This window comes from Hyphomicrobium sp. (assembly GCF_035687085.1).
Lineage (GTDB): Bacteria > Pseudomonadota > Alphaproteobacteria > Rhizobiales > Hyphomicrobiaceae > Hyphomicrobium_B.
In genome coordinates this window covers 230,764-243,914 of the sequence record NZ_DASRYS010000017.1, presented here as the reverse complement: position 1 = coordinate 243,914, position 13,151 = coordinate 230,764, and the positions used below count along the sequence as shown (strand labels likewise).

Genomic DNA, 13,151 nt, shown 5'->3' with positions numbered 1-13,151 from the left:
GCAGACAAAGCCCGGGCCTGCCGATCTGTCGCGGACTATATGAACTTCGTGAAAGACTTCGTTCTCGCGTTGCAGCGCATCAACCGACGCTCTGCCAAGTTCCGTCCGAACTCCGGCATGCCGTGCCGTGGACCTTTTGCGGACGTCCGTCGATGTACACCGTATGGGTGTAGTCGCGGCAGTCGGCAACGCCCCGCTTATAGGGCTTACTCGGGACGATCTCTCCGTAGTGGCCGGTTTCGGGATCGCGCCACTGGCGCGGGCTGCCGGACTGGCCGCGCTCGAGCGCATCGTACTCCGCTTCTTCAGCCAGGCGGCGATCGCGCTCGTCGAGGCTCTTACCAATCTGGCTGCCCACGATACCGCCGACGACAGCCCCGGCGACGGTGGCGGCGACATTACCGCTGCCTTTACCGAACTGGTTGCCGATGACCCCGCCGGCGATGCTGCCGAGGACCAATCCGGTGCCGGTATTGTCCACTCCCCCTTGGCCGTTGCTGCAAGCACAGAGCAAGGCGGCTGCCATGACAGGCAGCGAAAGGCGCGCGGTGCGCATGGTAAACCCCATGTGGTCATCCCCCTTGCACCGCCATCGAGCGCGGCAGTGCAGTCCCCGAGGGGTATTGGCTAGACCGAGATTGTGCCTTCGACAAGGCGGAAATAGACCACAATCCCCATCCGTGGCCCGATCCACGCGGCTGTTGCAGTGCGGTAGTGGCCCGATCGCCTTCAGGCGGCCGGCAATTCGATGATGGCTTTGAGGCCGCCGCGCTCTGAAGCGTCGAGCCTGAGACGTCCCCGATAGGACGCCGCCAAATCCGAAACGATCGAGAGGCCAAGACCCGATCCGGGCTTCGTCTCATCGAGCCTAAGCCCGCGTTTGCCGATCTTGGCCCGCTGTTCGGCCGAAAGGCCGGGCCCGTCGTCTTCAACGGTAATCTTGAGTTTGCGCCGCGCCGTCGTGTCCGGACTGGTCACGGTTGCGGTCAGGTAGACACGCGACTGTCCCCACTTGCAGGCGTTGTCCAGCAGGTTGCCCAGCATCTCCTCGAGGTCCTGCTTCTCGCCTTGAAACTTGGCGCCCGGCTGAACCGTGTATTCAATCGAGATGCCTTTTTCCCGGTGAATGCGTTCGATCGCCCTGACCAGCGGCTCGGTGATGGCTTCAACCGGCGTCACGCGGCCAATGGTGTTGGTCCTCGCCGCGATCCGCGCACGATCAAGATAATGGGTGATCTGATCGCGCATGAGATGCGCCTGCTCGGTGACCTTGGCGCCGAACGCGCTCTTGTCCTCGCGCGCTTCGTTCGTGATGACGGCGAGCGGCGTTTTCAAAGCGTGCGCAAGATTGCCGACCTGAGTTCGCGCGCGATCGATGATGTCCTGATTGGATTCGATCAGCGCGTTAAGCTCGGTCTGCAGGGGCTCGATCTCGGCAGGGAGCTGCCCTTCCAGCCGTTCGACTTGTCCTGAGCGAATGCTCGCCAGTCCCCGCTCGATTCTGCGCAGCGGTAACAGGCCAAAGCGCACCTGAAAGACCGTCACAGCCAACAGGCCAAGTCCGACCAGGGCAAGCGCGCTCGTCAACCGTGCGCGAAATTTGGCGACGGTTTCCTCGAACCAGTCCATCGGACCGGCAACGATAATCGAGTACTTCGTCTTTTCGGGATCGTGACCGGGTGAATCGATAAATTCGAGGATGCGGATCGTCGTGCCCGTCGGGCCCGGCACGTTCATCCAGCGTGTGCCGGTATCGTCCGTTGGAAACTTCCGGTCATAGGGAGACGGCAGAATGGCGGTTGCCAGCGAGGGAGAGACGAGCGTGCGCCCGGGCGCGCCGTCGATCGGGCGGATCTGCCAGTACCAGCCCGACTGCGTGACTTCGAAAAGCGGCTCGTAGAGGTTCGGCGGATTGACGGGCTCATCGCCCATCGTGCTCATGCTGTCGATCGTGATCTGCGTCAGCAGTTTCTTCAACTGAGCATCGAAGCTCAGCTGGACGTCGTCCCGGTAGAGCGCATAAATGATGTAACCTGCGAGCGGCAGCGCCAGAAGCGTCCATGCTGCCGAAGTCGCAAAGAGGCGCAACGCAAGTGAGTTAAGCCTCATCCGGTCCTTGGCTCATGCGGTATCCAAGACCGCGGACCGTCTGGATCACGTCTCCCGGGATCTTCTTCCGCAGCCGGCCGATAAATACTTCGATCGTGTTCGAATCGCGATCAAAATCCTGATCGTAAAGATGTTCGACCAGCTCGGTGCGGGAAACGACGCGGCCATTGTGGTGCATCAGATAGGCCAGCAGCCGGAATTCATGCGAGGTCAGCTTCACCGGCAGGCCATCGCAGGTGACGCGCGCCGACTTCGTGTCGAGGCGCACCGGACCGCATTCGATTTCGGATTTGGCGTGGCCGGATGCCCGCCGCACCTGGGCGCGAACGCGCGCCAGCAACTCTTCCATGTGGAAGGGCTTCGCCAGATAATCGTCGGCGCCGGCGTCCATCCCGGCGACCTTGTCGCTCCACCGATCACGCGCCGTGAGCAGGATAACGGGCATCTTGCGGTCGCTGCGCCGCCACTGCTCGAGAACCGAAATGCCGTCCATTTTGGGTAGCCCGACGTCGAGGATGACGATGTCGTAGGGTTCCGTATCGCCGAGGAAGTAGCCCTCCTCGCCGTCCGCCGCGGTATCGACGGCAAAGCCTGCATCATCCAGCGCCGCCATCAATTGGCGATTGAGGTCCTTATCATCTTCAACGACAAGCGCTCGCACGGCAGTCCGTCTCCCCTCTTCACGGCTTGCGGTTCATGGAAAACGCCGACAGGCCTTTCCCACCCCGCAACGATGAGCCGGCTAGCGGCTCTTCGCCGTCATAACGGTCGTTCTGAGCTGTCCCGTCGGACTTTTGATGACCAGGCGGTAGAAATACCCGGCCGCCGAACGGCACAGCGTCGTCTTGACCAGCTTGCCGATACCATCTGCAGCAAGCGAACGCGACATTTCCTCTACGGTTAACAGGTTTTCACGGCGGACAATCTGGCCCGCCATCCCCCAATCCGTTACGCAATTGTCGGCGCGCGGAGCCGCGCACGGCAGGAGTACTGCCGCAGCCGCGCCCGTCACCACTCTTCTCAAATCGACCATCCGTGCTCTTTTCGGAAAACCGACCCCATAATCTTAGCGCCTTGAACGGCCGATGAATACGGAGCAGGCGGTCCCGATTTCTGCTTAGGATTTGCGCAGGCTCAAGGCCGAAGAAGCCTTGAATCGCCCGTAGATAGCAAGCGCCGTACCGAAAACACCGGCCAGAGCCTGAACGGCGATCACCACCTGATCTCCGAATGTCTGGATGACATCGGCGGGCAGGCTCACGCCGACGGCCGGTGCCAGCACGGGCAGCACGGTCGCTGCGGCCGTGATGAGCGTGCCCCAAAGGGTCCGCGATTGGCCCCACCACTTGGCATCATCCGCCGCCGTGTTCGTTTTCGTCTGATTGCTCATGTTCGATTCTCCTTTTGCAATTTGCTCCGGTTCCAGAAGCGGCCGGGTCGTGGCTTCCGTTCTTGCCCACGACTTGGCGCGCGCGGCCGTCGCATCCACGCGCTTCAGCCAGCCGCGCCCGAAGCGCCAGAAATGCGGGAGGGCCCGGTATCGCGTGCGCCGGATCTCCGCGTAGTCGTCGACAAGATCGATCACGCTGCGGCCGCCGATGGCGGCGAGCGTCTCAGGGCCAATCTCACCATCGACGGTGACGCCGACGGCCTGCTGCAGCATCCGTATCGCGGCGCCGACGCCGTGGTTCACCGCTGCATCGAAATGCATGAGTGCGAGCGGCGCCGTGAACAGATTGCATTGCGCAGGGTCGTAGTAGCGGCGGCGATAGATCGCCTCGATCGTCACATCCGGGATCGACTTCAATTCGGAAATGAGCCTTGGGCGCGATGCGGCATCGATCGTTTGCCCTTTGAAGTCCGCAAAGACTTGGAGCGTCACGCCGCGATTTGTGGGGCCGCCAGGATCGTACGGATCGTTCGAATAGCCGCCCTCCATTTCGAGAACATGAGCGAGCAACTGCGCAAAGATGCTGTTACTTGCGTGTGTATGTTCCGCATCCTCATCCGCGCTCGGCCACCTGAAGCCCAGGAGCCGCGAAGCATCGAACGCTGAGACCGTTACGGCGTCGCTCTGATTGCCACCGAGAAGAAAGAGCTTTTCGTCTGCCGTCCCGAGCAAAAAGCCGACATGCCCGGCTGACGGGTCATTGCCGCGCGTCAGCACCGCGACAGCGCCCAGGCGCGGCTCAGTCAGCGGAATGCCCCAATCGAGATACGATCTTGCCAGAAGCGATCCGGTCCCCTGGCAGCCCGCGCGCTTCAGCATCGCGCCTAAAAACGCTGCGCACCAGGGTGTCTCTTCGCTCTCGATGCTCGCGTCGCCCGCTTCCCGAAAGTAGCGGAGGATCTCGGCGGAATTCTCCTTGCCCGGAATCTCGCGCACGCCGAATTCGGCCCACGCGGCAGCAAGCCACGCTGGTTGATCCATGCTCTATTCTCTCTTGCTAAACGATCGCCGCGCGGGGCGCGCTCCGGCCGAAGATGACGTTCGTCTGATAGACTTTGATCGAGACGCTCGACTGCTCGCTGCCGAAATCGGAGATCTGATCGGCGCTCGCGTAAATGACACTCGGCGATGACGACGTCAGCGTGCGCTTCACGGTCGCGCCGTCGAGGATGTCGACTTCGTAGCTTTCGCTCTCTTCAGCGAGCGGCACCTCGGGTGCTTCCCAGCTATCACCGCCGCTGCGCGTGCGCCGGGCCCAACTGATCTCGATATCGCCTGCTGCACGCGTTGCCTTCACGTGGACTGGCGACAACGGACGAAGTCCAAGCGCCTGATAAGCGAACGGCACCGTCACATACGACTCATCTCCGATGTCGCGATTGCCCGGGCCGCACCGCCAGTTGAGTTCAACCTTGCGCTCGCTCTCGCGCAACGGCACGGATGCCACCGCTCCGTCGAGAAGAACGAATTGCGCGCCTGCTGGCAGTATGTGAGCCATCGCGTCTTCGGTTCCGAACTGACCGCGCAACAGTCCGCTCAGCCGGTACGTTTGCGCGTCGACGAGTTCGGCCGTCTGAAACTGAAAGATTTCGCAATCGCCGCCCGGGCCGCGAAGCGCTGCCAAGTTTGCGCCTGCGAGCATCGCGATCTGATCGACGGACGATAACGTTCCGTTCGTCACCCGGACGCGGACAGACGCGCGGTGATCGATCCGTCCTTCGGGACCTGCACCCAGATCATCGAGCGTGACCCCGATGGTCGCCGGCGCACTGGCGATCGCCTTCAGCTGATAGCCGGTCTCCTGCGGTGACGCAAAAATCGCAACACTGCCCGGCCACGACTTCTGCATCGCGGCCACGTAGCCCGCACTTTCATCCGCCGTGACGTTCCACTGCGGCAGGTCAAGCAACGCGACTGCGGGTGCGCCTGCCTGAACGGGCGCCGGCTCGACCGCCGCGCGCGGTACGACGTCAATCTTATCGTACACATCCGGATCGATGCTCAGCGCGCGCATGTCGCGAACGCCGTGCTCGGACACATCCGTCAAACGCAAGAGCCGCGATCGTCCCGCGATGTTGGCTGCAACGATATCGCCCGGCTCTAACGCGAGCGCCGACGGCGGCAGCTTGAATGCTGCGGACTCGCGTGATGCCCATGTCTCGTAGAGCCAGCTTTCGGCCATCGCGCCAGCCAAGTCATCATCGAGCACAATCGGCAGCGTCGCTTCGGCCAAGCGTCCGCTCGCGCCCGTCAAGCGCCGCGCTTCGGCGACGGCTTGGGGATAGTCATCGAGCCCCGAGATGTAGCGAACTTTGGCGCTTGCCGGCAGATCGGTTTCCTGCGCGCGCGTCAGCTCGTAGAGCGCATCGCCCGCGCTCTCTTCGACCAGATCGTCCGGCTCGAGCGTGACAGCGGGCGCGGCGCGGCCACGATGGCGGAACACGATGCGACCTTCGCTTTCGATGCTGTCGAAGAAGTACGCGAGTTCCAGCGGCTGGATCGCATCGCGGGCAGACATCGTGCGGTCGATGACGTAGCCTGGCACCGTGCCTGTCAGGTTCGACGTGTCGAAATCAGTGAAGCCACGTTCGAGAAGAATGGCCGACACGACGTCTGCAAGGGCCGCGCCGCCGAGGCGGCCGTTGATCCAATGGCCTTGCGCCCAGTTTTCGCTGTCACCCCAATATGTTGCTGCATCGGGGAACGCGGGATAGGGCCGCGCATCCCAGCAGTAGACGTGGATGCGACTAAGATCGACCATTCGCGTGCCCGTCACCGCCGAGACGGGATTTGCGCCTTCGACGTAGCCGGGCTTCGTCCAATCGAAGGCATCGCACATCGCTTGGCGATGGCGCGCCTGCATCAGGTCATCGCGAAGTCCGCGCGAATAATAGGGCAGCGCGGACTCGGAACTCTTCGGATCAACAAACACGTTCGGCTGGTTTGCGCCTTTGTCGACCGCAGGGCAGCCGATCTCCATGAACCAGAACGGCTTTGATTCCGGCACCCAGGCGGTCGGCGTCGTGTTTTCAACGCCGCCCGGGCGATTGTAGTGCGCGTTGCTCCACCAGGATCGGATATCCTTGTAGCGGTACACCCACGGCTTGCCGGCTCCGTCCGTTATCGGCGTGCGGATCTGCGCGTCGCGATCGGCGTCCGAGGCATAATACCAGTCGAAGCCTTCGCCGCCGTGCACGTTCGCGCGCAAATACGCCGGATCGTAGATCGACGTCGCACCCGCCAACGCATCGAGATGATCCCGGCCTTCGCGCCAATCGGCGAGAGGCCAATAGACATCGATGCCGATCGCATCGATGTTCGATGACGCCCATAGCGGGTCGAGATGAAAATAGACATCGCCCGAGCCATCGCCCGGCTGATGGCCGAAGTATTCCGTCCAGTCGGCGGCGTAGAGCACTTTCGTGCTCGGCCCCAGGATCGCTTTCACGTCAGCGGCGAGTGCAATCAATGCAGTGACGAAGGGATATGTGTTGGCATTCGAACGCACCCACGTCAGCCCACGAAGCTCCGTGCCGATGACGAACGCATCGACGCCGCCTGCCGCTTTCGCAAGATACGCCTGATGCAAAATCATGCGCCGGTACGACCACTCGTCGGGCCCGCTGTAAAGAACGCTCGTGCCTGAGATCGTGAAATGCGTGCGCGCTGCGGTGCCGACGAAGCTCGCGATCTGAGACGCAGCGGCGGTGGTTTTGTCCGGCGTTCCGGACTGGCCAGGTGCGGGATGGCAGGTAATCCGTCCGCGCCAGGGGTACGCAGGCTGGCTCCCGCCGCCGTAGGGATCGGCGAGACTATTGCTGGCGGGCACGTCCATGAGAATGAAAGGTGTCAGCGTCACGCTCAGCCCGCGCGCATTCATGTCGTTGATCGCGGCCACGACAGTCTGATCTGACGGCGTGCCGCCGTAAGCGGCGTTGCCATCGCGCGTGCTGATCAGATACGCGTTGCTGCGCGTCGTCCCCGCGACCGACCAATTCAGCGGCGCGGTTGACTTGTGCCGCGTCTCGACGCCCGGCCTGATCTTGCATTCGCCGGCGCGCAAATCGGTGCCGAACCAGCTGACGACGAGCGACACAGACTTCGCGTTCGGCAGCGATTCTTCGAGCTGATCGAGCGAAACCTCCCAATCGGTCGGGCCCAGAAGCTGGTGCACGTTCTCTGATTGCGATACCCCATCTTCGAACGTTTGATGTACGGGCTGTGTCGCGTAGACGAACTCGCCCGAACCCGGGATCATAACGACGCCGCGCACATCCTGATCCGCGCCGCCGACGCTGCGGAAAACTTCAAACGTCAGTTGCGGCACGCGGTTGCCATAATCGGCGAGCGCAAAGTGTTCGAACACGACGTAAGCGACGCCGCGATAAGCCGGCGCATTATCCGCGCCTTCGCGGGCCGCGATGAGGCTATCGGGCTCCTGCGTCTCCGTGCCGGTGTGCAGGCGGAAGGTCGTGCGCGCGCGATCGAGTTCCTGCTCGTCGGCCCAGATGCGGCCGATGCGTGTCACCACGCCTTCGGCAAGCGCGACCGCGAAATTGGCGTAGTAGCCGTATTGCGTCGTCTTGGCTTTCGCGCCCGAGCCGCCGCCTTTGCCGCTGCCCACAGCCTGTGTCGTCGTCGTGATCTCTTCTTCGAGATCGGTCGCCCAGATGATCTGGCCGCCGACGCGCGCGCGTCCGTAGATTTTCGGTAGCGGCGCGCCTTCGGTCGAAGACGTTATGCGCAAGTCCGACAGCCTTGGGCCTTCGACGGCGCGCGCCTGCCCCGAGGGCGCGAACAGCGCGTTATCGACATACGATCCCGCCAACGCGCCGATCTGCGATCCGATCGTCGCCCCTGAGATCGTCATGCCGAGCAGGCCGAAGCCGGCGGGCATCGCGCTGGCACCGATGGCGGCACCGGCTGCGGCGAGAGCAAGCGTCGCCATGTTCAGATACCTTCCGATAGTCCTGGAAATTGAAACGCGCCTGCAATGCGGCGCCGCCACCAGTTCGTCAGCGCCACTTCGGCAGCGGGCGCGCCTTCCATCGCATGCACCATGCGCGCCGGCGCGGTGACGATCGCTGTATGCTTGGCGACGAAGCCCGGACGCAGCCTGAAGATGACGACGTCTCCCGCCTCTATTGCCGCAATAGGCTTCGGCACGAGATGGCGCTGTGCTGCATCAAGCATCGCTTCATCACCACTCGCCTCGGCCCAATCGCGGCTATAGGCAGGCGGCTGTTCCGCTTCACTCTCGTAGAGCTCTCGCCAAACGCCGCGCACGAGCCCTAAGCAATCGGTGCCGGCATGACGGAGGCTCGCCTGATGATGATAGGGTGTGCCGATCCAGCCGCGCGCGGCTTCGACAATTCGCTCTCGCGTGACTCGCTGCATCTTCAGCCCGCGCGTCCGATCTGCGTCAGAAATCTGTTACCTGGTATCGCGGGGAAGCCGCGGAAATTGATCGTGTTGGCGAAGCGCGCCTTGCACGTCTCGAAGCGCTTGTCGCATCCCGCGGTCACGATGAAGGTATCGCCTATTCCGGGCGGCCCTTCGGCATCGGCCCACAGCTCGATTTCGACGGCCGTTGCGAACTTCGCGTGCGATTTGACTTCGATCTTCAGGCCAGAGGATGCGCCGGACGTAAACGCGAAAAGCCCGCGCGAGAAAAACCGCGTCTCGAATGCGTCGAGACCCGAAACTCGGAATCGGCGCGCGGAGCTGACGGCCAAGATCGTCCCGGTGGCGCGATACGCAGACGCGTTCAAATCAATACCGCAGCGGGCGTCTCCAAGATCTGCATCGCACGTCCGCTGTAGAAGGCGTCCCGACGGCTGCTGCAAATAGTGCGCGAGCCCACGCAGTTCCGCGGTGAAGCTCGCGCCTGTGCGCCTCACCTCGCCGATGCTGCCCGATCGCATCAACACGCGCTGGCTCGGGTTCGCCCAGTTGACGCGATAGATCGCGATGCGCGCATCGTCGTAGCGTCCCGCCGCCAGATCGTCATCGGTCAGCGTTGCCGACGACAGCGCGCCGGTGACTTCGAGGTTATCGACCGACAGGCCCAGGCCATCGTTGATGTCACTCGCGGTGAAGCCCGCGGCCGCTTCATACGTTGTATCGTCGAAAGTGAGGGCGTTGTCGTGATCGGTGAAGCCCAGGACCGTTCCGTCGCGGCGCTCGATGCGCCAGCACCAGCACAGGGTCGTAGTCCCCGATGCAAGGTGCGCGGCCAATTCCGGCGACAGCGTTTTCATAGGCGCACCTCGACGATCGGAATGTTGGGAATGGCGCCCGACGTGAAGCCCGACAGATTGATCTCGAGCTTGTCGGTATCGAAGCGCACGGGCACATCGAATTCGAAACCCGCCGTGATCGTCTCGCCGCTCGCCGGTATCTGTCCGCTAAGAAACGTCACGACGCCCGTCGACGCATCGACCGCGAAATGCGTGCCGGCCGTCTGCACCGTGCCCCCGACTGCGATCTTCACCGAGCCTGCAACCGGCTTCTTGATCGCGCGCGTCCACGGCGCGAAGGCGCTGCCGTAGACTTTCTTCAATTGGAATGCGGCTTGTGTGCCGGTGCCCGTCCCAATGACTTGGTCGAGCGCCGTAGGCGTTGCGTTCGGCGCGCAGGATTTCCAATCCATTGGATCCCGCCAGCGAAACGCGTGCAGGCGCCCGCGCCGTTCTTCGAAGAACGCGATGATCTCGGCGAGGTCGGCCAGCGATTTCACGCCGTAGCCTGCGTTGTAGCTGCGGCGGCTGTCGGCCCAGCGGCTGTTGCGTTCTTCAAAGCCCGAGCCCAGCACGACGACGTCGGTGCGCCTTTCTGGTCCGCCCTGCGCATTTCGCGAGATTGCGGTTGGAAATCGTACGTCGTGAAACGTCATATCGGTTTCGCTTTTGTGACGAGGCGTGTTGGCGGTGCCGGTTGCAAGTTCAGAGGTTGCGCTGACCTGCAGCTGCAGCTCGCGCGATCATCGCGGCGATCTGCGATTGCGAGCGGCCGAAGCTCTGCACGTCGGGCGTCGAAATATTGATCGTGATCTGCTGTCCGCCACCACCTCCCGGCATCGCCACACCGAGGCGGCCGTCGGATCCTCGCGTCAGTGGCATGATGGCTTCCGGTCCGCGCTCGCCCGCGAGGCCCGTTGCGCCTCCGGCCAGAGGAAACGTGATCGGGCTCGCGATCACACCGCCGTTCGCAAAGGGCACCGGCGTTCCGCTTTGAATGACGCCGCCTTTTGCAAACGGCATCGCGCCGGAGATGACGCCTTGGAACATCGACGCGAGGCCAGTCGTCAGCGGCTGCAGCGCCGTCTTCAACGCCAGCTGCGAGATATTCAGCGCCAGCGACTTGAAAACGTCGCCGACGTTCTTGCCTTTCATCGCGATATCGTCGAACGCCGACACCAACGTGTTGGCGAACTGCCTTCCCGTTCGCGTCGTCGACTGGATCTTGCTTTCCAGATCGCTCGTGTCGGCCGTGACCTTGACGTTCCAGGTCTCGATTTGCTCGTCATTCATTGGCATGCGTCGAACCTCCATCGGGGAAGCGTTGCATCAGCGTATCGAGATCGCCGCGCGTGAATGCTGCGGTTTCGCCCGCGCTCCCGAACTTGCCGGCGAGTGCCGCCTGCAGCTCGCGCGGTGTCAGCGCCCAGAACGCGGCCGGCATCATGCCGAGCGCGCCGAGGCCGAGCTCCATCACGCGCCGCCAGCGAAAGGGGCTCGCGCGTCTTCGCCTGCCTCCACTTTCGGCATTTGCTCCGCCTGCGTCTCATCACTGCCGAACGTTGCATTCAAAAGCCGGGCAACGATGTCCACATACTGCGCCGCGCCGCCGTCCGCGCGCATCAGCGCGACTTCCTCATCGGTCACAGCACAACCCGCCCCGCGCAGACCCGCCGCGATGATCTTCACGCAGTCACGCGCGGAGAGACGCCCCTTCTCGAACCTCGCGGCGAGCGCCAGCATGTCGTCGTCGCCGAAGGCGCTTTCCAATTCGGCAAGTGCGCCAAGCGTCAGCGCGAGTTTATATGCGCGGCCGTCGAGCATCGCCCCGATCTCGCCGCGGTGCCTGTTCGCCATTTTTGTGGTCCTTTTTGATTGCGCTCGGCGACTCGCGTTCCGCGAGCCGGCCGCCGAGCGAGGAAACGCGTGCACTAGGCAGCTGCCGTGAACGTCAGCATGCCGGCGCTTTCCAGCGCGATGTCGAACGTCAGCTCCGCATCGTGACGGCCGCTGAATTCGAGTGACGTGATCTGGAACGCGCCAGCGATGGTGCCGAAATCGGGCACGATCACCTGCCAGTCGCGCACCGCTCCGTTGAACGCGTATTCGCGGATCGTCGTATCGGATGGGCCGTCCTTGAACACACCGGAGCCTGTGATGCGCGCCGACTTTACACCGGCGCCCGTCAGCAGCTCGCGCCACTGCCCCGCGCTCTCAGTGTTCGTAATCTCGACCGTCTCGGCGCTGATCGACAGTCCGCGCGCGCGAAGCCCTGCGACCGTCACGAAGACGCCCGCGCCTGTCGTATCGACCTTCAGGAGAAGGTCCTTGCCTTTTTGTGCTGGCATAAGAATGGACTCTTTGGTTGGTACCCGGCGACTCCCCTTCGGGGAGCCGGCCGCCGGGCACGGGGTTGGTTAGAGAGTTGTGATTGTTAGTTGACGTCAGCTCGGCTCGGTGATGGCGCGAAATCGCGCGATGCCGTGGAAGGTTTCGCCATCACTATCGCGACGCGCTTCGGAATATTCGTGCCGCAAATTCACGAGCCGGTGACCTTCGAGCGGTAGCTCCTGGTCATGCAATGCATCACGTGCTGCGGCGATCACCGCCTGAGTTTCCTTGCGGCCCCGCGCGCGTGACCAGACGTGCAGCGTGATGACGTGCTCGCATCCCTGGTCCGTGCCGGTCGACCAATCGCGTTCGGTTGAATGCCCGAACGTCATGAAAGGAAATTCGGCACGGGCGGGAACATCGTCATAGATCCTTGGTCCGCCGAGCGCCGACGTCGTTGCGGCATCGCCTGAGAGCTTTGCAAAGATTGCCTGCTGAAGAGCGAAAGCTGCGCTCGTCATCATTTGCCTCCTTGCGAAGCCGGGTGCCGCGTGGCGCCCGTTACATGCGCCGGCGGCTTCATCGGCTGCATCGCTGCAAGTTCTGTTTCACGCTTCGCAATCGCCTGGCGCAGGATCATCAATGCCCGTTCGCGCGGCGTCGCTCCATTGCCGCTCAACGACGAATTCACCTTCATAAATCGCGCTCCTCCGATGGGCATTTGAGCCAGCGGCTGCGATCCTCGAAATCGATCGCGCCGAGAATTGCGAAGATGCGATTGCCTTGGCGCACCCGCATGTCCGGCGTCACGTCCTTGCGATGACGAATCCAGATGTCGTGCGTCGCCGTGCCGGTGAGGCGGTCGCTCGCAAAATGCTCGCCCGCCGCTCGCGGCCAGATCGCGGCCCATACATCAGCCACGCTCTGCCATTCGACGGTCGCGCCGCCCGCGCCGTCGCTCGAGCGCACCGGCTTTTCGAGTGTCACGCGATGGCGGAGATCACCGGCGTTCACGGGCGCTC

16 protein-coding genes are annotated in these 13,151 nt (G+C 63.0%); all 16 read right to left on the bottom strand.

The window, feature by feature from the left end:
* Positions 1 to 79: 79 nt before the first annotated feature.
* Entirely contained in the window at positions 80 to 568 is a 489-nt protein-coding gene (locus VFG26_RS15730; protein ID WP_325026973.1) for an RT0821/Lpp0805 family surface protein, read from the bottom strand.
* A 161-nt stretch (positions 569 to 729) separates the two neighbouring features.
* On the bottom strand, positions 730 to 2,109 hold the full coding sequence (locus tag VFG26_RS15725) for a sensor histidine kinase (protein ID WP_325026972.1): 1,380 nt from the start codon (positions 2,107 to 2,109) through the stop codon (positions 730 to 732).
* The gene (locus VFG26_RS15720) at positions 2,099 to 2,770 is read right to left on the bottom strand and encodes a response regulator transcription factor (RefSeq protein ID WP_325026971.1); all 672 of its coding nucleotides are present in this window, start codon (positions 2,768 to 2,770) and stop codon (positions 2,099 to 2,101) included. The genes VFG26_RS15725 and VFG26_RS15720 overlap by 11 nt, the downstream gene beginning before the upstream one ends.
* 81 nt (positions 2,771 to 2,851) lie before the next feature.
* Positions 2,852 to 3,142 carry a hypothetical protein gene (locus VFG26_RS15715; protein WP_325026970.1) on the bottom strand — a complete coding sequence of 97 codons (291 nt, stop codon included), beginning with the start codon at positions 3,140 to 3,142 and terminating at the stop codon, positions 2,852 to 2,854.
* 84 nt (positions 3,143 to 3,226) lie between these two features.
* Positions 3,227 to 4,540, bottom strand: coding sequence for a TIGR02594 family protein (locus VFG26_RS15710; protein WP_325026969.1), 1,314 nt, complete (start codon positions 4,538 to 4,540; stop codon positions 3,227 to 3,229).
* A gap of 16 nt (positions 4,541 to 4,556) precedes the next feature.
* Positions 4,557 to 8,507 (bottom strand): baseplate multidomain protein megatron, encoded by a 3,951-nt coding sequence (locus VFG26_RS15705; RefSeq protein WP_325026968.1) that lies wholly within the window; start codon positions 8,505 to 8,507, stop codon positions 4,557 to 4,559.
* A 2-nt stretch (positions 8,508 to 8,509) separates the two neighbouring features.
* Positions 8,510 to 8,956, bottom strand: coding sequence for an NlpC/P60 family protein (locus VFG26_RS15700; RefSeq protein ID WP_325026967.1), 447 nt, complete (start codon positions 8,954 to 8,956; stop codon positions 8,510 to 8,512).
* 2 nt (positions 8,957 to 8,958) lie between these two features.
* Complete coding sequence (locus tag VFG26_RS15695) at positions 8,959 to 9,819, bottom strand: DUF2163 domain-containing protein (protein ID WP_325026966.1); 861 nt, start codon at positions 9,817 to 9,819, stop codon at positions 8,959 to 8,961.
* The gene (locus VFG26_RS15690; protein ID WP_325026965.1) at positions 9,816 to 10,454 is read right to left on the bottom strand and encodes a DUF2460 domain-containing protein; all 639 of its coding nucleotides are present in this window, start codon (positions 10,452 to 10,454) and stop codon (positions 9,816 to 9,818) included. The genes VFG26_RS15695 and VFG26_RS15690 overlap by 4 nt, the downstream gene beginning before the upstream one ends.
* A gap of 49 nt (positions 10,455 to 10,503) precedes the next feature.
* Positions 10,504 to 11,091, bottom strand: coding sequence for a phage tail tape measure protein (locus VFG26_RS15685; protein ID WP_325026964.1), 588 nt, complete (start codon positions 11,089 to 11,091; stop codon positions 10,504 to 10,506).
* Positions 11,084 to 11,272, bottom strand: coding sequence for a phage tail assembly chaperone (locus VFG26_RS15680; protein ID WP_325026963.1), 189 nt, complete (start codon positions 11,270 to 11,272; stop codon positions 11,084 to 11,086). The genes VFG26_RS15685 and VFG26_RS15680 overlap by 8 nt, the downstream gene beginning before the upstream one ends.
* Entirely contained in the window at positions 11,272 to 11,655 is a 384-nt protein-coding gene (locus VFG26_RS15675) for a gene transfer agent family protein (RefSeq protein WP_325026962.1), read from the bottom strand. Before VFG26_RS15675 ends, VFG26_RS15680 begins: the two co-directional genes overlap by 1 nt.
* A gap of 74 nt (positions 11,656 to 11,729) precedes the next feature.
* Complete coding sequence (locus VFG26_RS15670; protein ID WP_325026961.1) at positions 11,730 to 12,146, bottom strand: phage major tail protein, TP901-1 family; 417 nt, start codon at positions 12,144 to 12,146, stop codon at positions 11,730 to 11,732.
* A 96-nt stretch (positions 12,147 to 12,242) separates the two neighbouring features.
* The gene (locus VFG26_RS15665) at positions 12,243 to 12,650 is read right to left on the bottom strand and encodes a DUF3168 domain-containing protein (RefSeq protein WP_325026960.1); all 408 of its coding nucleotides are present in this window, start codon (positions 12,648 to 12,650) and stop codon (positions 12,243 to 12,245) included.
* Positions 12,650 to 12,826 carry a hypothetical protein gene (locus VFG26_RS15660; RefSeq protein ID WP_325026959.1) on the bottom strand — a complete coding sequence of 59 codons (177 nt, stop codon included), beginning with the start codon at positions 12,824 to 12,826 and terminating at the stop codon, positions 12,650 to 12,652. The genes VFG26_RS15665 and VFG26_RS15660 overlap by 1 nt, the downstream gene beginning before the upstream one ends.
* Positions 12,823 to 13,143 carry a phage head closure protein gene (locus VFG26_RS15655; protein ID WP_325026958.1) on the bottom strand — a complete coding sequence of 107 codons (321 nt, stop codon included), beginning with the start codon at positions 13,141 to 13,143 and terminating at the stop codon, positions 12,823 to 12,825. Before VFG26_RS15655 ends, VFG26_RS15660 begins: the two co-directional genes overlap by 4 nt.
* Between the last annotated feature and the right edge of the window lie 8 nt (positions 13,144 to 13,151).